An 18,875-nucleotide genomic window follows, 5' to 3' on the forward strand; every position below is an offset into this window, starting at 1 on the left:
TTAACTATTTTCAATTTCACTGATACTGTGCCCTTGCAACACGCTGCGCACCGATTTATCCATACGGCGGGCGGCAAAATCACGGGTCACCACATCAAGCTGTTTAATTCCCTGTTTGATCGGCTCGCTTTCCTGTCCGTCAATCAGTGAGCGCAACGCTGTAATCTGCGTGCGAATACGGTTTAATTCATCGGCGGATAACAGCTCGCTATCCAGTTTGATCGCGTCTTCCACACCTTCAATCACGCGTTTGGCTTCCACTTGCTGTTCAGCCAAGCGACGCGCCTGCATATCCTGTTCAGCATTTTCAATCGAGGCATGGATCATGTCGCGAATTTCATTATCGCTTAAACCGTATGACGGTTTGACCTGAATCGAAGCCTGCACTTTGCTGGATTTTTCCATTGCGGTCACACTCAGTAAACCATCGGCATCCACCTGATAAGTGACCCGAATATGTGCGGCGCCGGCAACCATCGGCGGAATACCGCGCAAGGTAAAACGTGCCAACGAGCGGCAGTCTGCCACCATTTCCCGTTCCCCTTGCAGCACATGCACCGTCATGGCGGTTTGTCCGTCTTTAAAGGTGGTAAATTCCTGCGCTCTGGCAGCCGGAATGGTGGTGTTGCGCGGAATGATTTTCTCCACCAAACCGCCCATGGTTTCAATTCCGAGTGATAAAGGCGTCACATCAAGCAACAGCATATCAGAATCGGATTTGTTGCCGACCAAAATATCCGCTTGGATTGCCGCTCCCAAAGCCACCACTTTATCCGGATCAATCGAAGTGAGCGGCGTTTTGCCAAAGAATTCGCCGACTTGCTCACGAATCAAAGGCACACGGGTAGAGCCGCCGACCATCACCACTTGCAACACTTCGTCTTGAGTAACTCCGGCATCTTTCAACGCCCGACGGCATGCGATTAAAGAACGTTTCACTAACGGCTGAATCAGTTGGTCAAACTGTTCGCGCGAAATTTCCCCCTGCCACTGTTTGAACTCGATTGAGACCGCACTTTGCGCGCTTAATTGTACTTTAGCTGCAATTGCACTTTCCAATAGTTGACGGCGTTCAATGCTATCGACGGCAACAATCCCCGACTGGCGTTCAATCCATTCTGCCAGCAGGTGATCAAAATCATCGCCGCCAAGTGCGGTATCGCCGCCGGTCGCCAGCACTTCGAATACCCCTTTCGACAGGCGCAAAATCGAAATATCGAATGTGCCGCCGCCCAAGTCATAAACCGCGATCACGCCCTCTTGTCCGGAATCTAAGCCGTAAGCAATCGCTGCGGCAGTCGGTTCGTTCAGCAAGCGTAATACTTGTAGACCGGCTAAACGCGCCGCGTCTTTGGTGGACTGCCGTTGTGCGTCATCAAAATAAGCCGGTACGGTGATCACCGCACCGGAAAGCTCTCCGCCCAAACGGGCTTCCGCCAGATGGTTCAATTTTTTCAGGATATCCGCCGAAATTTGCACCGGACTAAAACTGCCCTGTGCGGTTTCGATTAACGGCAAGCCGTTTTCGCTGGCATGAAAACGGTAAGGCAGATTAGGGTAGCGTTGCTGCACATCGGCAAGACTGCGCCCGATCAAACGTTTCACCGATACAATTGTTTGCTGCGGCTCGCTAGCCGCTCTTGCCAACGCCTGATTGCCCACCAATGGCGCCGCCGAATAATTGACGACGGAAGGAATCAATGCACTGCCGTCCACGTCGGTTAAAATTTCACTGCTGCCGTTACGCACCGTCGCCAGCAGCGAGTTGGTCGTGCCTAAATCAATCCCGACCGCCAAACGGTGTTGGTGCGGTGCAGCCGTTTGTCCGGGTTCGGCAATTTGTAGTAATGCCATTCAGTAATTCCGTTTAAGTCAATTCGTTTTAAAGTAAAAAAACCGATAAGCAGTCGGGTATATTCTGCCTATCAGCATTTTCGAGGGAGAGAAGCGTTAACCGTATAGCCGATCTTCGATATGATCCACTTCCTGCAATAATTTTTCAACAAATTTCAGACGATCAATTTGCTGTTTCAAGCTGCGCCAATCTTTTTGTCGGATAGCGTCTTCAATCGCTTGCAGCTGCTGCGTTTGCAATCCTTCCGCTTTAGTTCGCAAGGCGGCAATATCAGCCTCGTTGCAAGCACAGGCAGCCGCTTCCAAATCTTCGCGCAACAACAGCTGCTGCATCAAAAATTCAGTATCGCGCACCGTTTCTTCGAGATTGAGCGACTGCTGCCAATTCAACGCTAAGATCGCTTCCGCCCGACGGCACGGGCTTTTTAAAATTTGGTAGGCATCGTTAATTTCGGCGGCTTTTTGTACAGCCGCAAGCTGCTGCGGTTGCGCTGCGGTCGCCGCATTATCCGGATGATACTGTTTTTGCAGCTCAAGATAGCGTTGTGATAAAAGTGCGGTATCAAGATGAAATGCGACTGCCAAATTAAAAAGTTCAAAAGGGTTTTGCATGATTTGTCCTATTGCGTAAACCGCACTTTATACCGTGAAACTTTCACCGCAACCGCATTCGTCTTTTTTGTTCGGATTATCAAATTTAAAGCCTTCGTTCAAACCTTCTTTGACAAAATCCAGTTGGGTTCCTTGCAGATAGACCAAACTTTTGCTGTCGATAATCACTTTAACGCCGTGCTGTTCAAACACTTGATCGTCTTCATTCATTTCATCGACAAATTCCAATACATACGCAAGTCCGGAGCAGCCCGACGTTTTCACGCCCAAACGCAAACCCAGTCCTTTACCGCGGTTTTCAAGAAAAGTACGCACACGGTTGGCCGCACTTTCAGTTAAACTGACACCCATGATGAATTCCTTAATATAAAACCATATGCTGACAAATAGAGAAAGCCCCTGTTCCGCTTGGCGAAACAGGGTTAATTTTTATTTATTATTTTTGCTTTTATAATCGGCAATCGCCGCTTTGATCGCGTCTTCCGCCAGAATCGAGCAGTGAACTTTCACCGGCGGCAATTCCAGCTCTTCTGCAATTTGGCTGTTTTTGATCGAGCCGGCTTCGTCTAAAGATTTGCCTTTCACCCATTCGGTAATCAGGGAACTAGAGGCGATCGCCGAGCCGCAGCCGTAGGTTTTGAAACGCGCGTCTTCGATAATGCCGTTATCATCGACTTTGATTTGTAACTGCATTACGTCGCCGCATGCCGGTGCGCCCACCATGCCGCTGCCGACGTTTTGCTCTTTTTTATCAAATGACCCCACGTTACGCGGGTTCTCATAATGATCGATTACTTTTTCGCTGTATGCCATGTTATTTCTCCTGTTAACCGATTAGTGGGCAGTCCACTGCACTGTGTTCAAATCAATCCCTTCTTTAAACATATCCCATAACGGCGATAGTTCACGCAGTTTGCTTACTGCTTTTTTCACTAATTCGATAGTGTAATCCACTTCTTCTTCGGTGGTGTAGCGTCCGATTGAGAAACGGATTGAGCTGTGCGCCAATTCATCGTTCAAGCCCAAGGCACGCAAGACATACGACGGCTCAAGGCTGGCTGAGGTACAAGCCGAACCGGAAGACACCGCAATATCGCTCAATGCCATCATTAACGATTCGCCTTCCACATAGTTGAAGCTGATGTTCAGATTGCCGGCAACACGTTGTTCCAACGAACCGTTGACGTGCACTTCTTCGATGTCTTTCAAACCGTTGTATAAACGGTCGCGCAGGGCTTTGATGCGTGGAATTTCAGTCGCCATTTCCTCTTTACAGATACGGTAGGCTTCGCCCATACCGACAATTTGATGCACCGGCAAAGTGCCGGAACGCATACCGCGCTCATGACCGCCGCCGTGCACCATTGCTTCGATGCGCACGCGTGGTTTACGCCGCACATATAAGCCGCCGATCCCTTTCGGCCCGTATAGTTTGTGACCGGAAAACGACATTAAATCCACTTTCAATTTGCTTAAATCAATCTCGACCTTGCCGACGCTTTGCGTCGCGTCAGTGTGGAACAGCACTTTCTTGGCACGACACAATTCGCCGATTTTCTCGATATCTTGAATCACACCGATTTCATTATTGACGTGCATGATTGACACCAAAATCGTATCGTCACGCATTGCCGCTTCCAGTTTCGCCAAATCCACCAATCCGTCCGCTTCCGGCTCCAGATAAGTGACTTCAAAGCCTTCGCGCTCCAACTGACGGCAGGTATCCAACACCGCTTTATGTTCGGTTTTACAAGTGATGATATGCTTGCCTTTGGTTTGGTAAAAATGCGCCACGCCTTTAATCGCCAAGTTATCAGACTCTGTTGCGCCGGAAGTAAACACGATTTCTCTGGAATCCGCACCGATCAAGTCCGCAATCTGGTTACGCGCAATATCCACCGCCTCTTCCGCCTGCCAGCCGAAACGGTGTGAACGCGAAGCCGGATTGCCGAAAATGCCCTCATAGGTCATAAATTCCATCATTTTTTTGGCTACTCGTTCGTCCACCGGACAAGTTGCCGCATAATCCAAATAAATTGGTAATTTCATTTTCACTCCTGAAAAATTAACAATATCAACCGCACTTCATTTAAGTGCGGTTGACGACTTGAAAGGGTTGTTGTTCCAAATGTTTTTTAAGGGCGCTGCGTTGCGTCTGTTTATTCACTAAATCCGCAATGGTGATACCGTTCAGAAACTCCTCGATCTCCTCACTCAACTGCTCCCACAATGAGTGTGTCAAACAAGTGATGCCGCCTTGGCAATTGCCTTTTCCTTTACACTTGGTCGCAGTGATATTTTCATTCACCGCCGCAATAATCATGCCGATAGCAATTTTCTCAATCGGCATGCCTAAAAGATAACCGCCGCCCGGTCCACGCACGCTCTTGACCAAGCCGTAACGGCGTAATTTGGCAAATAACTGTTCTAGATAGGAAAGCGAAATTTGTTGACGATCTGAAATTTCAGCTAAGGTAATCGGCATCTCAATCTCACCACGTTGCGAATGGAGCGCAATATCCAGCATTGCCGTCACGGCATACCGCCCTTTTGATGTCAATTTCATCTTTGTTCCTCAACGATAATCTGATAGTGAGATTCTTTCATACCAGACTATTTTAGTCAACTTTAAACCCGACTATTTTTGTATGTTTTTATCTATCGTAGCAACAAGCGACAACTTACCGGCGTTAACCGCACTTTTTGCGTACCGCACTTAGCATACCCTGCAAAATATTCAGTTCGTTTTTGCGCAGCTCGGCACGCGCATACAGACTGCGCAGTTTCGGCATCACACCGTTATTTTGAATAAAGTCCAGCTCACGGTAAAGCTGTTCGGTTTGCGTGAAAAAATACTCCAACTCCTGCTGCGCCGGTTTTTCCGAACTCGGTGTTGAAAGTGCGGTCGGCGGCGTAATTGCCCCCGCGTTTTGCCGCGCCAACATCGCCATGCGCACTTCATAGCTGACCAGTTGCACCGCCATCGCCAAATTCAGCGAAGAATAGTCGGTATTGGCCGGAATATTCAAATGAAAACCGCACTTTAACAATTCGTCATTAGTCAAACCGACCCGCTCGCGCCCGAACACAATCGCCACCTTTTCATGATGTTCGGCATATTGCACGGCCCGTTCGCCACAGCCGCGCGGATCCAGCTGCGGAATCGTTAAATGCCGACTGCGTGCGCTGGTGCCGATCACCAATGAACAATCGGCAATCGCATGCGCGAAATCCGGCACCACCACCGCACTTTGCACCACATCATCCGCCCCTGCCGCCAATGCCAACGCCTGCTCGTCCGGCAGCACTTTCGGCGCCACCAAACACAACGACGACAACCCCATCGTTTTCATCGCCCGCGCCGCCGAGCCGATATTGCCGCTGTGCGAGGTTTCAACCAGCACGATTCGGATATTTTTTAACATATTTTTCCTTTTTCTTTGCTTATAACGATAAAAAAACCTGATTTTGATAAAATCAAAATCAGGTCATTATAACGTGAATTGTGCGGAAGATAATTAACCGATTAACGCGATACCAGTCAACCCGATAAATAAACCGGCAATGGTTGCGCTCATTAAATTAGATAAAGAACCTGCAATCACCGCTTTGATCCCCATTCTGGCAATATCGGAACGGCGATTCGGCGCCAGTGTGCCTATTCCGCCGATTAAAATAGCGATCGAGCCTAAGTTTGCAAAGCCGCATAAGGCGAATGTGATAATCGCTTTGGTTTTATCCGTCAGAACCATCGGCGGATTTTCGCCTAAATAACGTCCGAAATCTAAATAAGCAACAAATTCGTTAATCACTAATTTTTGCCCAATCATCGAACCGGCAACCTGTGCTTCTCCCCACGGAACGCCGATAATATAAGCCAGTGGTTGGAACAACCAGCCCAAAATCATTTGCAAACTGAGTTCCGGCTGATTAAACCAAGCGCCGACTCCGCCGATGATCCCGTTTAGCAATGCAATCAATGCGACGAATGCCAGTAACATTGCCCCCACATTCAGTGCCAATTGCATACCTGCCGAAGCACCGCCTGCCGCCGCATCTAAAATATTCGCCGGTTTATCTTCGTTGTTATCATAATCAATTTCATCATTGACGGTTTCGGTTTGCGGAACCAAAATCTTGGCGAACAATAATCCGCCGGGCGCCGCCATAAACGAAGCCGCGATTAAATAAGGCACCGGCACGCCCATTGCCGCATAGCCAGCCAATGCCGAACCGGCAATAGACGCCAAACCGCCGCACATCACCGCAAACAATTCCGATTGTGTCATTTTGGCAATATAGGGTTTCACCACCAAAGGCGCTTCGGTTTGCCCGACAAAAATATTTGCTGCCGCCGACATGGATTCTGTTTTTGAGGTTTTTAATACGGCTTGCAGAAAACCGCCTAAAATTTTGATCACCCACTGCATAATGCCGATATAATATAACACTGAGATCAGCGAAGCAAAAAAGACGATAACCGGCAGAACACGCAGCGCAAAAATAAAGCCGCCACCGCCAAAAACCTCAAACATTTTATCGCTGACTAAACCTCCGAATAAAAATCCGATACCGTCATTGCCGTAATCAATCACTTTTTGTACGCCGTTGGAAATAGCCAACAGCGCATTTCGTCCGGCAGATACATACAGAATTAACGCACCGATAGCAATTTGCATGCCTAATGCGCCGAAAACCGTACGATAATTAATCGCTTTGCGATTCTCGGATAATAAAAATGCGATTGCCAATAACACAAAAATACCGATGATACTTAACAGGGAACTCATAGAAACCTCACATAAAAAGAAGTAAAACGTATATGTTCACTACTAAAGCCGCTCGCTATTAGGCAGCGGCTTTCATCTGTAACGCAATTCATGACGTGAGTTGATAATAATTAACCGCGATTCGAGCCGCCAGTTCCGCATTGTTGAAAACCAAATTAATATTGGAATGCAAGCTCTCGCCGCCGGTTAATTCCGCTACTCTTGCCAACAAAAACGGCGTGCTCTCTTTGCCGACAATGCCTTGGGTCACTGATTCTCGTAGCGCTTGTTCAATTGCCGCATTGATTTTCTCTTCCGGCATGGCAAACTGCTGTGGAATAGGATTGGCTATCACAACGCCGCCGGCTAACCCAAGCGACCATTTTGCATCTATCGCCTGTGCAATAGATTCTGCCGAATCAAGGCGAACACTCACCTCGAAAGGGCTTGTTCTGGAAAAAAATGCCGGTAATTTATCGGTTTGGTAGCCAATTAACGGCACGCCGAATGTTTCCAAATATTCGGTGGTTAATCCCAGATCAAGGATCGATTTTGCTCCGGCACACACCACCGCAACACTCGTCCGCGCCAACTCTTGCAAATCGGCGGAAATATCAAAAGTCGACTCTGCGCCTCTATGCACGCCGCCGATTCCTCCGGTCGCAAATACCTTAATCCCTGCCATTTCCGCAATAATCATGGTTGCCGCCACCGTCGTCGCCCCATTCTTTTGTGCGGCGACGACAAAAGACAGATCACGGCGGCTGACTTTAGCCACTGCATGCCCCTCTTTGCCTAACAGTTCGATTTCTGCTTGCGATAAACCGGCTTTTAACCGCCCTTTGATAATCGCAATTGTGGCAGGAACCGCACCGTTCTCACGAATAACATTCTCCACCTCCAACGCTGTTGCCACATTCTGCGGATAAGGCATTCCATGAGAAATAATGGTTGATTCCAACGCGACAACCGGCACATTATTTGCCAACGCTTGCGCGACTTCGGGAGCAATATCAAGGTATTTATTCATAATTGAACCTCTAGGAGTTTTTTAACACTATCGTCAGATAGATTCGGGTTATTAGTAAATTCGGAAGATAACGCCAACGCCGAACAGCCTTGAGCATAACGGATACTGTCCGCAAACGTCATATTTTCCAACCAGCAACATACCAGTCCCGCCATCATCGCATCGCCGGCACCGGTCACATTTATAATGTTCACTTTTAACGGTTCCGCCCAACCGGACACGCCCGTTTTTTCACTAAAATAAACACCGTCGGATCCCAAACTCAGCACCAAACGGGTCAAACCTTGTTGGTGAAACCAAGCTGCAATCTTTAATACATCGTCATTCGTTTCTATTTTTATTCCGCTTAATGCTTCGGCTTCCAAGCGATTGGGTTTTAACGTATGGATATGTGACAACCAATGTTTAATTTTCATGGCTTTAAAGGTTGAAACCGTATCAACGAATATAGGAATATCGCCGCTATTACTAAAAAGCCACGCCAATGTTTTTTCACTTAAATTACAATCTAAAATAATAACATCGGCATGCTGGATAAATTTAAGACGGGAAGATAACAGGGCTGGGGTCAGATTATTTAGAATCTCCATATCGTTAATCGCAACAACCATTTCGCCGTTGTTGTCGAGCAATGAAATATAAGTAGAAGTGGTTTCATTATGCAATTGATAACAACGATCCACATAAGCGCCTGATTGCTTTGTTCTTTCTAAAACGGTTTCGCCATATAAATCGTCACCGACCACCGATATTAAATGCGACTCCTTGCCTAACATTGCAATATTTTGGGCAATATTTCGTCCGACGCCGCCCGGCGTACATTTAATTTTGCCTAAATTCGAATCGCCAAAAACAAGATTATTCAGCGAATATCCGGCGATATCCATATTCGTTCCGCCAATCGTCACCGCTCTTTGCTGCGGCGATAAAATATAGCCTTTGCCTTTAATATACCCTTTGCGCATTAAATTCATAATATAGCCGGCCACACTGGATCGACTTAATCCCAAAATATCGGCGATTTGTTGTTGAGATATTAAAGGATCTTTGCGTAACAGCTCTAAAATTTGTTGCTCACGATTCATAATCAACACCTGTTTATTTTTCAACTTTTGTTTGAGTGTGTCATTGAAAAATAAAAAATAAATAGCGCACTAATTAATTTGTGAGATAACGCACAAAATTTAGCCAATAAAAATCAGAATCTGTGATCCGACAAGCAAAAAGATTTAAAGACGCTCTCAAAATTTACCTCGCAATTTACCGAAGAATTTCTTATAATGCGCACGTTGATTTTGTGTAGATAATAATCAATTCCTTTTAATTTGTTCTTTAAAATCCGGTGGAACTATGAATCCAATGTTAAACATCGCTATTCGTGCCGCACGAAAAGCAGGCAATGTGATTGCCAAAGGCTATGAACGCCCAGAAAGTATTGAAACAACCAGCAAGCGCGCTAACGACTATGTCACCAATATCGATAAAGCTGCTGAAGAAGTCATTATCGAAGTGATCAAAAAATCGTATCCTGATCACACGATTATTACCGAAGAAAGCGGTGTCATCGAAGGCGAAAACAAGAATGTACAATGGGTGATCGATCCACTGGACGGAACAACCAACTTTATCAAATCCTTTCCGCACTTTGCCGTTTCTATCGCTATCCGTGAAAACGGTCGCACCGAAGTCGGCGTGGTTTACGATCCGCTGCGTAACGAGCTGTTCACGGCAGTGCGCGGCGAAGGCGCTAAATTAAACGAAACCCGTTTACGCGTTGAAAACAAACGCGATTTAGACGGCACGGTATTAGCCACCGGTTTCCCGTTCAAAGCCAAACAACATATGCAGGCGCATTTAAATATTATCGGTTCGTTAATTGAAAACGCCGCCGACTTCCGTCGCGCCGGCTCTGCCGCACTGGATTTGGCGTATGTTGCCGCCAACCGTGTGGACGGCTATTTTGAAATCGGTTTGAAACCGTGGGACTGCGCTGCCGGCGATCTGATCGTGCGTGAAGCAGGCGGTATTGTGACCGATTTTGTCGGTGGGCATAACTATTTGAAATCCGGTAATATCGTTGCCGCCGCCCCGCGTATCGCCAAAGCGGTTTTGACCAAAATCCAACCGCACTTGACCGACGAATTGAAAAAGTAGTTCTCGACAAATAGTACGAAAGGCGGTTTACTTAACCGCCTTTTGTTTATCTATTTCTGCAGATCAACCGCTTTTTTAGAAATCAAGAAATCAAAGGTTTCGCCCGCTTTTTTAATATTCCGCGTGAAACCTTTATTCCTAAAGTGCGGTAACTCGCTACACGTTGCCGTTGCTGATGTTTTCCAGCACTTCCCAGCGTTCCAAACTCTGTTCCAGTTGCAGCTCTTTATCTGCCAATCGTTGCAGGGTTTGACTGGTGTATTGGTGGTCTTTTTGGAAAAATTCGGCGCTTGCCACTTCTGTTTGCAGCGCTTCGATTTCCGCTTCCAACTGTTCCAACAAGTGTGGCAACTGCTCTAATTCCCGCTGCTCTTTAAAGCCCAATTTGGTTTTGCGCTCTGCGGTTTTCACTTTGCCTTTCTTATCGTCCGGATTCTCGACCGCACTTTCGCTTTTTGTCGGCGTTTCTTTGGCTTGGCTGCCGGCGGCTTTCTGTTGCAAAGCGGCAAAATAGTTTTGCTGCTGTTGTTTGGCATCGCTGTAGCCGCCGACATAGTGGTTCAATACACCGTTGCCCTCGAAGAAATAGCACTCGGTGGCGGTGTTGTCGATAAATTGGCGGTCATGGCTGACGATAATCAACGTGCCTTGATAGTCGCTTAAAATATCTTCCAATAATTCAAGCGTTTCCACGTCCAAGTCATTGGTCGGTTCGTCGAGAATCAATAAATTATTCGGTTTTAACAGTAGCTTCGCCAACAATAAACGGTTGCGTTCGCCGCCCGACAATGCTTTCACCGGACTCATCGCCCGTTTCGGCGGAAACAGGAAGTCTTGCAAATAGCCTAAGACATGGCGTTTATGCCCGTTGACTTCCACATCTTGTTTGCCGTCGGCGACGTTATCCATCACGCTTTTTTCCGGATCCAAATCGGCGCGGTATTGATCGAAGTAGGCGACTTCCAGTTTGGTTCCCGACCGCACTTTGCCTGCCGTCGGGCTCAATTGTTGCAGCAACAGTTTGATAAACGTGGTTTTGCCGCAGCCGTTCGGGCCGACCAATGCGATTTTATCGCCGCGCATAATATTGTCGCTGAAATTTTTCAGTAACACTTTCTCTTCGATTTGATAGCCCAGATCTTCGATTTCAAACACAATTTTGCCGGAGCGGGTGGCGGTATCCACTTGGATTTTCGCCGTGCCCAACACTTCACGCCGTTGGCGACGCTCTTCACGCAGAGCTTTCAACGCACGCACTCTGCCCTCGTTACGGGTGCGACGCGCTTTGATCCCCTGTCGAATCCACACTTCCTCTTGCGCCAGTTTTTTATCGAACAGCTCGTTTTGCAACTCCTCCACCCGCAGATTTTCTTCTTTAGCGGTCAGATACAGATCGTAATTGCCCGGATAAGACACCAACTTGCCGCGATCCAAATCGACGATTCGGGTTGCCATTTTGCGGATAAAAGAGCGGTCGTGCGAAATAAAAATAATGCTGCCGGAAAATTCCAACAAAAAGGCTTCCAGCCAGTCAATTGCTTCAATATCCAGATGGTTGGTCGGTTCGTCCAGCAATAAAATATCCGGATTGCTGACCAACGCCCGTGCCAACGCCGCTTTGCGCTGCCAACCGCCCGACAGCTCGGACAGCAGGGTGTCAGGGTTCAAATCCAAACGGCGCAACACGTCTTGAATCCGGCTTTCGACCTGCCAGCCGTTGGCGTGATCCAATTCGTTTTGCACTTCCGCCAGTTGCTGCAACAGTTCGTCGGAATAATCCGCCGTCAATTGGTGCGAAAGGCGGTGATACTGCTTCAGCAAATCGGCAAGATCGGCGATGCCTTCGGCAACATAATCGAATACGTTGTCTTCGATATGGCGCGGCGGATCTTGCTCCAAGCGTGAAACCACCACACCGCTTTCCAGCTGTAATGTGCCGTCGTCGAGGTTGACTTCGCCGGCAAGAATTTTCATCAAAGTCGACTTGCCGGCGCCGTTGCGCCCGACCAAGCAGACCCGTTCGCCGGCTTCGATATGCAAATCGGCGTGATCCAATAACGGATGATCACTAAATGACAAATACGCATTGGTTAAATTCAGTAATGCCAAACTATAATCCTTAGGGTTTGTTGATCTTTATCTATAATTTGAGCCATAGGCTATTTTTCACCAATACAAGGCAAACGTCGTGAAATTTAGTGATTCTAAACCAACGGCTTTTAACCCAGTAGTGACGAAAAATCGTCACAGCCCCGTGTTTTGTAATGTTAGGGTCGTGTTTAAAATATAAATCGAAAATGGTGAGGAATTTTAGCAGGTTTAATCCGGCTTTTATAGGCTGTTGCCGCGTTATTCGTGCAAGCGCTCGAATACGGTCTCCGCCATTTTTTGCGAAATCCCCGGCACGCTCGCCAGCTCTTCAATCGTTGCGGCTTTCACCCCTTGCATGCCGCCGAGGTATTTCAGCAGCGCCTGACGGCGTTTGCCGCCAATCCCTGCGATAGATTCCAAGCCGCTTTGGGCAAAGGCTTTTTGCCGTTTTTTGCGGTGTCCGCCGATCGCGTGGCGATGCGATTCGTCACGGATATGTTGGATTAAATGCAGTGCCAAGCTGTCGGCCGGCAGGTGCAGCTCACGATCCTGTTTGCTGATAATCAAGGTTTCCAATCCGGCTTTACGTTCAACCCCTTTGGCGACCCCGATCAACAAAGGGTGGTTTTTATCCCATGCCACTTGCAGCTTGGCAAACACTTCCAACGCGCGGTTAAGCTGCCCTTTGCCGCCGTCGATAAAAATAATATCGGGGATTTTCTCTGCCTCCAGCGGTTTGTTATAGCGTTTCAACAGTGCTTTTTCCATTGCTGCATAGTCGTCACCGGGCGTGATACCGCTAATATTAAAGCGACGGTAATCGCTTTTGTAAGGCCCGTCTTGATTGAACACCACGCACGAAGCCACCGTCTGCTCACCCATGGTGTGGCTGATATCGAAACACTCCATGCGCCGAATCGCCGGCAAATCCAACAGTTCGCACAGCGCTTGATACCGCTCTTTGATTCTGCCGCTTTGTTTCAGCTGATCGGTCAGCGCAATGTCAGCGTTCATTTGTGCCAAATGCAAAAACTTGGATTGCTTGCCTTTGGCATTATCCTGAATAGTGACGGTAAAACCGGCCTGTTGGCTCAGCAGGGTTTCCAGTGCCGATTTTTGTTCCAACCGGCGGTTGGTAATGATTTTTTTCGGGATCGTTCTGCCCTGTCCGGCTTGCAGATAAAATTGCCCGAAAAAGGTTTCGCTCACTTCGTCAAGTGCGGTATGGCTCGGAATTTTTGGGAAATAGCTGCGGCTGCCCAGCACTTTGCCTTGCCGGATAAACATCACATGAATACAGGCGATGCCGTGTTGATAAGCGATGGCGATGATGTCCAGATCGTCGGTATTTTGGTTGGAGACAAACTGTTTCTCAGTGACCGCCCGCACCGCTTGGATCTGATCACGGTACAACGCCGCTTTTTCAAAATTCAGTGCGGTGCTCGCCTGCTCCATTTGCTGCACCAGATGATCCAACACCTGTTGATCCTTACCTTGCAAAAACAGGCGCACATAATTGACTTGCCGGTTATACTCTTCATCACTGACATAGCCGCTGACACAAGGCGCGGAACAACGCCCTATCTGATATTGCAGACAAGGACGGGAGCGGTTGCGGTAGGTGGTGTCTTCGCATTGCCGCACCGGAAACAATTTTTGAATCAGCGACAAGGTTTCACGCACTGCACCGGCATTAGGATAAGGCCCGAAATAGTCACCGGCTGCTTTTTTACTGCCGCGAAATGCGCTCAAACGCGGGTGACGCTCTTTGGTCAGCAGAATAAACGGATAGGATTTATCGTCGCGCAGCAAGACATTGTATTTCGGTTGGTATTTTTTGATATAATTATGTTCAAGCAGTAACGCTTCGGTTTCCGAGTGGGTGACGGTCACGTCGATATTGGCGATAACCGACACTAAGGCTTCGGTTTTTTTGCTCGACAAATTTTTTCTGAAGTAGCTGGATAAGCGTTTTTTCAGATCTTTGGCTTTACCGACATAGATGATCTCGTTTTTATCATCATACATACGATAAACACCGGGCTCGGAAGTGACTTCGGCGAGGAAACGTTTGGCATCAAACAGCATAGCGGCAAGGTTATGGTAAACGGGCGGAATCGCGATCCGCCCGAAATAGGGTTATTTTAAAAAATTATTTAAAACGGATTGAATCCCTTTGGACAGCAGATCACCGCTCGCATTTTGATCCAGCGCACCGTTCGGGCTTAATTTGTCCACAATCTGCGGTAAAAATTGCGAAAGCAGATCGGAGGCTTCCGCTTCGTCTTTCACGCCGGCTTGCTGCGCCGCTTGTTGCAGCTCCTGTTTGCCGAATACGTCTTCCACTTGGGTCGGAGAAATACTTTTGTTTTCGCCGGTTCCCAACCAAGATTGCAGCAGATCGTCCAGCCCGCCTTGTTGAAATTTGGCTAAAATGCCTTGAATGCCGCCCTGTGAAGACAACAGCGCATTGATGATCGACATCGCCTGACTTTGCTTACCGGCTTCGCCGCCCAACACACCGGATACCACCGAACCTAAAATTTTGTCTAACATATATTTATTCCTAAGATGACTGAGTTAAAATTTGACGGACTTTTTCAAGATCCTCAAACGTATCCACGCCGACAGCCGGAACTTCTTGTGCCAACTGCAGATGAATTTTTTCACCGTACCACAACACGCGCAGCTGTTCTAACGATTCTATCTGTTCAAGTGCGGTCGGCTGCCACTGCACATATTGCCGGATAAAGCCCGCACGATAGGCATACAGACCAATGTGGCGCAAATAGCCGGTTTTGCTCAAATCCAAATCCGCGGCTTGCGTTTCGCCTTTTTTCAGGGCGGCAAACTGATCGCGATCCCAAGGAATCGCCGCTCTGGAAAAATACAGCACGAAACCCTTTTGGTCGGTCAACACTTTGACCACATTCGGATTAAACAGTTCTTCGACATCTTCGATTTTTACCGCCAATGTCGCCATTTTTACCGCATTATCTGCCAAGTTTTGCGCCACCTGCCGAATAATCGTCGGCGGAATCAGCGGCTCGTCGCCCTGTACATTGACAACAATTTCATCGGTGACCAAACCGCACTTTTCGACTACTTCCGCCAAACGCTCGGTGCCGGAGTTGTGCCGTTCCGACGTCATGCACACTTCGGCGCCAAATGCACCTGCAACTGCCGCTACTTCGGCATGATCGGTAGCGACGATAATCCGCTCGGCACCAGATTTCTGTGCTTGTTGCCAAACGTGTTGGATCATCGGTTTGCCGTCGATATCCGCCAACGGTTTGCCCGGCAAGCGCGAGGAAGCGAAACGTGCCGGAATAATCACACTAAATTTTGTCATGTTGCGACTCCTTGTCGTTTGTTTCCGCCAGCGTGACCGCACTTTCGGGCAACAGCACCGGAATTCCGTTTTTAATCGGGTACGCCAAATGCTCGAATTCACAGATCAGGCGCTGATTGGCTTGATCATAGCGTAATTTTGCGTGACAACGCGGACAGGCGATCACCTGTAACATTTTATTATTCACCTTTTTCACCGTTTGCTTTCACTTGCTGCATGATTTTCTCAATTAAGCCGTCAACTTCCGGCTGTAACACCGCATCCACCGGTACATACCACCAGTTTTCACGGGCAAAGCCGCTGCATTTCACCGCGTCTTTTTCGGTCATAAACAACATCTGTTCCGCATTGGTCAAAGAGGCTAACTTCTCAGCGGAAAATTTGGCATGATCGGTAAACGCTTTTTGCTTGACCACGTTCAGCTTATGTTGTTGTAACATAGTGAAAAAGCGTTGCGGATTGCCTATCGCCGCCAGCGCAACAATCGCTTGCGCACCGAATTCGCTGAGCGGGCGCTCTTCCTGCGTGAGCAGATTGACCGCCACCTCGGCTTGCAACTGCATTTGGATCTCTTCGGCGCGTGCCGTTTCCCCGTTACAAATCACCGCATCAACGTTTTGCAAGCGAGTAGGTAATTCGCGCAACGGCCCTGCCGGCAGTAAAAATCCATTGCCAAAGCGGCGTTGCGCATCGACCACCACCACTTCGATATCGCGCTGCAAAGCATAATGCTGTAGTCCGTCATCGCTCAAGATAACATCAATATGGTAGGCTTTGCACAATAATTCAATACTCTGGCGACGATTCGGTGAAATCGCAATTTTCGCACCGCTGCGGCGTGCGATTAATACCGGTTCGTCCCCCACTTCAACCGGATTCGAATTGGCACAAACCAGTTGCGGAAACTGTTTCAATTCGCCGCTGTAACCGCGTGAGATCACACCGACCCTGAGGCCTTGTTGTTGTAGGCGGCGTGCCAGCCAAATCACAAACGGGGTTTTGCCGTTGCCGCCGACCGACAAATTACCGACAATCACCACCGGCAACGGTGCTTTCCAAGACTTCAGCAGCCCAATACGATAAGCCGAACGGCGAAGTGCGGTTATGCCCCAAAACAATAACGCCAATGGCGCAAGCAACCAAGTCAACAGACTTTTTTGATACCAAAAATTCATGCAATGCCGTCCTTTATATTCAATTACGACTGGCTAAACTGCAATTTATGCAATTGGGAATACGCATTTCCGGCAGCCAATAACTGTTTATGCGTGCCTCGCTCAACCACTCTGCCGTGATCGATTACTAAGATCTCATCGGCATTTTCAATGGTTGACAAGCGATGGGCAATCACAATAATGGTGCGGTTATGACGCAAACCGTCAATCGCCGCTTGAATTGCGCGTTCCGATTCGGTGTCCAGCGCCGATGTCGCCTCGTCTAAAATCAACACCGTCGCATTGCGCAACAACGCACGGGCAATCGCCAAGCGCTGCCGTTGTCCGCCGGACAACATCACGCCGTTTTCGCCGATTTCGGTATCCATACCCTGCGGCAGATTTTCGATAAACTCCAACGCATGGGCGGCGCGGGCGGCTTCAATAATTTGTTCGCGACTGTATTTTTCCGTTGCCGCATAGGCAATATTGTTCGCCACCGTGTCGTTGAACAGATGCACCTGCTGTGATACTACCGCACAATGGGTGCGCAGATTTTCGAGGGTATAATCTTTGATATTATGACCGTCAAGCGTAATTTCCCCTTGTTCAATATCATAAAAACGGGTTACCAGATTGGCAATCGTCGATTTCCCCGATCCGGATCGCCCGACCAATGCCACCGTGCTACCGGCTTTAACCGTAAACGAAACATCTTGCAGCACATTGTTCTCTTTGCCCTCATAGTGGAAAGAGACGTTATCGAAACGCACATCACCGGCGACTTTCTCAACATTCAACTTGCCGTTATCGTTTTCAATCGGCAGATCCATAATCGCAAACAGAGTTTGGCATGCCGCCATACCGCGTTGGAATTGTGCATTGACATTGGTCAGCGATTTCAGCGGTTTCATCATCGCCAACATCGAAGAAAACACCACCGTAAACGCACCGGCGGTCAGGTTTTGGCTCATGATGCTCGGCATGGTCGCCAGATACAACACCACCGCCAAGGCAAAGGACGCGATGATCTGCACCACCGGATCGGAGATCGCCGAAGCCATCATCATTTTCATGCCTTTGCGGCGCATATCGTTGCTGACGTGGTTAAAACGATCTTCTTCCACTTTTTGCCCGCCGAACGACAACACCACTTTATGCCCTTTCAACATCTGCTCCGCCGACGAGGTCAGCTCGCCCATCGAAGTTTGCATATTCTTGCTTAAACGGCGGAAATGTTTGGACACCATGCGAATCAACACCGCAATAATCGGGCCGATAATAAACAACACTACCGATAACTGCCAACTGGTATAAATCATCACGCCCAACAAGGACAACAGATACGCCCCTTCACGCACAATCGTCACCAAGGCGCCGGAGGAGGAAGACGCAACTTGTTCGGAATCATAAGTAATCCGTGACAGCAGTTTGCCGGACGAATTCTTGTCAAAAAACGACACCGGCATATACATCATATGTTTAAACAAACGGCGGCGCATGGTCATGATCACTTTGCCGGACACCCATGCCAAGCAATAAGTAGAGATAAAATTACTCAATCCGCGCAGAAAAATCAGCACCACCACCAACACCGCCATCAGTTTGAGGAAATCGGTATCGGCTTTGCCAAAACCGTCATCCAGCAACGGTTTCAACATTGAAATTAAACCGGCATCGGTCAAGGCATTGAGAATCAAGGCAATTGCCGCCACAATTAATCCGGATTTAAACGGCAAAATCATTGGCCAAAGGCGTTTGAACGTCTTTGCCGTCGAAAAGTCTTTATCTTCCATTAAATCGTTATTTTCCATTGAGTAGCGTCCGCAACCTAGCCGCTTTCTTTTATTATTTGAGCA

18 protein-coding genes are annotated in these 18,875 nt (G+C 48.2%); 1 reads left to right on the top strand and 17 read right to left on the bottom strand.

The genetic code is table 11. The features are described 5' to 3' along the window. The 10 genes from hscA to B8880_RS13030 all read right to left on the bottom strand — a co-directional run bounded on the left by hscA (position 1) and on the right by B8880_RS13030 (position 9,350). On the bottom strand, positions 1-1,854 hold the full coding sequence (hscA, locus tag B8880_RS12985) for a Fe-S protein assembly chaperone HscA (protein WP_084257997.1): 1,854 nt from the start codon (positions 1,852-1,854) through the stop codon (positions 1-3). Positions 1,855-1,950: 96 nt separating this feature from the next. After that, entirely contained in the window at positions 1,951-2,466 is a 516-nt protein-coding gene (gene hscB / locus B8880_RS12990) for a Fe-S protein assembly co-chaperone HscB (RefSeq protein ID WP_084257998.1), read from the bottom strand. A 27-nt stretch (positions 2,467-2,493) separates the two neighbouring features. Further along, positions 2,494-2,817, bottom strand: coding sequence for an iron-sulfur cluster assembly protein IscA (gene iscA, locus B8880_RS12995; protein ID WP_084257999.1), 324 nt, complete (start codon positions 2,815-2,817; stop codon positions 2,494-2,496). A 78-nt stretch (positions 2,818-2,895) separates the two neighbouring features. After that, complete coding sequence (iscU, locus tag B8880_RS13000; protein ID WP_084258000.1) at positions 2,896-3,279, bottom strand: Fe-S cluster assembly scaffold IscU; 384 nt, start codon at positions 3,277-3,279, stop codon at positions 2,896-2,898. A 21-nt stretch (positions 3,280-3,300) separates the two neighbouring features. Further along, positions 3,301-4,515: an IscS subfamily cysteine desulfurase gene (locus B8880_RS13005; RefSeq protein ID WP_084258001.1), complete on the bottom strand. Its 1,215-nt coding sequence runs from the start codon at positions 4,513-4,515 to the stop codon at positions 3,301-3,303. 40 nt (positions 4,516-4,555) lie between these two features. Then, the gene (gene iscR, locus B8880_RS13010) at positions 4,556-5,032 is read right to left on the bottom strand and encodes a Fe-S cluster assembly transcriptional regulator IscR (RefSeq protein WP_084258002.1); all 477 of its coding nucleotides are present in this window, start codon (positions 5,030-5,032) and stop codon (positions 4,556-4,558) included. Between the two features lie 124 nt (positions 5,033-5,156). Continuing rightward, positions 5,157-5,891 (bottom strand): tRNA (cytosine(32)/uridine(32)-2'-O)-methyltransferase TrmJ, encoded by a 735-nt coding sequence (trmJ, locus tag B8880_RS13015; protein ID WP_084258003.1) that lies wholly within the window; start codon positions 5,889-5,891, stop codon positions 5,157-5,159. Between the two features lie 93 nt (positions 5,892-5,984). Beyond that, positions 5,985-7,256 carry a NupC/NupG family nucleoside CNT transporter gene (locus tag B8880_RS13020; protein WP_084258004.1) on the bottom strand — a complete coding sequence of 424 codons (1,272 nt, stop codon included), beginning with the start codon at positions 7,254-7,256 and terminating at the stop codon, positions 5,985-5,987. An 88-nt stretch (positions 7,257-7,344) separates the two neighbouring features. Further along, positions 7,345-8,265, bottom strand: a complete 921-nt coding sequence (locus B8880_RS13025) for a pseudouridine-5'-phosphate glycosidase (protein WP_084258005.1) — start codon at positions 8,263-8,265, stop codon at positions 7,345-7,347. Next, positions 8,262-9,350 carry a PfkB family carbohydrate kinase gene (locus tag B8880_RS13030; RefSeq protein ID WP_084258006.1) on the bottom strand — a complete coding sequence of 363 codons (1,089 nt, stop codon included), beginning with the start codon at positions 9,348-9,350 and terminating at the stop codon, positions 8,262-8,264. Before B8880_RS13030 ends, B8880_RS13025 begins: the two co-directional genes overlap by 4 nt. 265 nt (positions 9,351-9,615) lie before the next feature. Between B8880_RS13030 and suhB the strand changes: the two genes are divergently transcribed. Next, entirely contained in the window at positions 9,616-10,419 is an 804-nt protein-coding gene (suhB, locus tag B8880_RS13035) for an inositol-1-monophosphatase (protein WP_084258007.1), read from the top strand. 156 nt (positions 10,420-10,575) lie between these two features. Here the strand turns inward: suhB and B8880_RS13040 are convergent, their stop codons facing one another. The 7 genes from B8880_RS13040 to msbA all read right to left on the bottom strand — a co-directional run bounded on the left by B8880_RS13040 (position 10,576) and on the right by msbA (position 18,812). After that, positions 10,576-12,528: an ABC transporter ATP-binding protein gene (locus B8880_RS13040; RefSeq protein ID WP_084258008.1), complete on the bottom strand. Its 1,953-nt coding sequence runs from the start codon at positions 12,526-12,528 to the stop codon at positions 10,576-10,578. Between the two features lie 240 nt (positions 12,529-12,768). Next, on the bottom strand, positions 12,769-14,595 hold the full coding sequence (gene uvrC, locus B8880_RS13045) for an excinuclease ABC subunit UvrC (protein ID WP_084258052.1): 1,827 nt from the start codon (positions 14,593-14,595) through the stop codon (positions 12,769-12,771). Between the two features lie 54 nt (positions 14,596-14,649). After that, the gene (locus tag B8880_RS13050; RefSeq protein ID WP_084258009.1) at positions 14,650-15,066 is read right to left on the bottom strand and encodes a YidB family protein; all 417 of its coding nucleotides are present in this window, start codon (positions 15,064-15,066) and stop codon (positions 14,650-14,652) included. Positions 15,067-15,076: 10 nt separating this feature from the next. Beyond that, positions 15,077-15,862, bottom strand: coding sequence for a 3-deoxy-manno-octulosonate cytidylyltransferase (gene kdsB / locus B8880_RS13055; RefSeq protein WP_084258010.1), 786 nt, complete (start codon positions 15,860-15,862; stop codon positions 15,077-15,079). Continuing rightward, positions 15,849-16,049 (bottom strand): Trm112 family protein, encoded by a 201-nt coding sequence (locus B8880_RS13060; protein ID WP_084258011.1) that lies wholly within the window; start codon positions 16,047-16,049, stop codon positions 15,849-15,851. The genes kdsB and B8880_RS13060 overlap by 14 nt, the downstream gene beginning before the upstream one ends. After that, complete coding sequence (gene lpxK, locus B8880_RS13065; RefSeq protein ID WP_084258012.1) at positions 16,042-17,037, bottom strand: tetraacyldisaccharide 4'-kinase; 996 nt, start codon at positions 17,035-17,037, stop codon at positions 16,042-16,044. Before lpxK ends, B8880_RS13060 begins: the two co-directional genes overlap by 8 nt. Before the next feature lie 23 nt (positions 17,038-17,060). Next, complete coding sequence (gene msbA / locus B8880_RS13070; RefSeq protein ID WP_084258053.1) at positions 17,061-18,812, bottom strand: lipid A ABC transporter ATP-binding protein/permease MsbA; 1,752 nt, start codon at positions 18,810-18,812, stop codon at positions 17,061-17,063. Positions 18,813-18,875: the final 63 nt, after the last annotated feature.

The organism is Pasteurella testudinis DSM 23072, from assembly GCF_900176075.1.
Lineage (GTDB): Bacteria > Pseudomonadota > Gammaproteobacteria > Enterobacterales > Pasteurellaceae > Chelonobacter > Chelonobacter testudinis.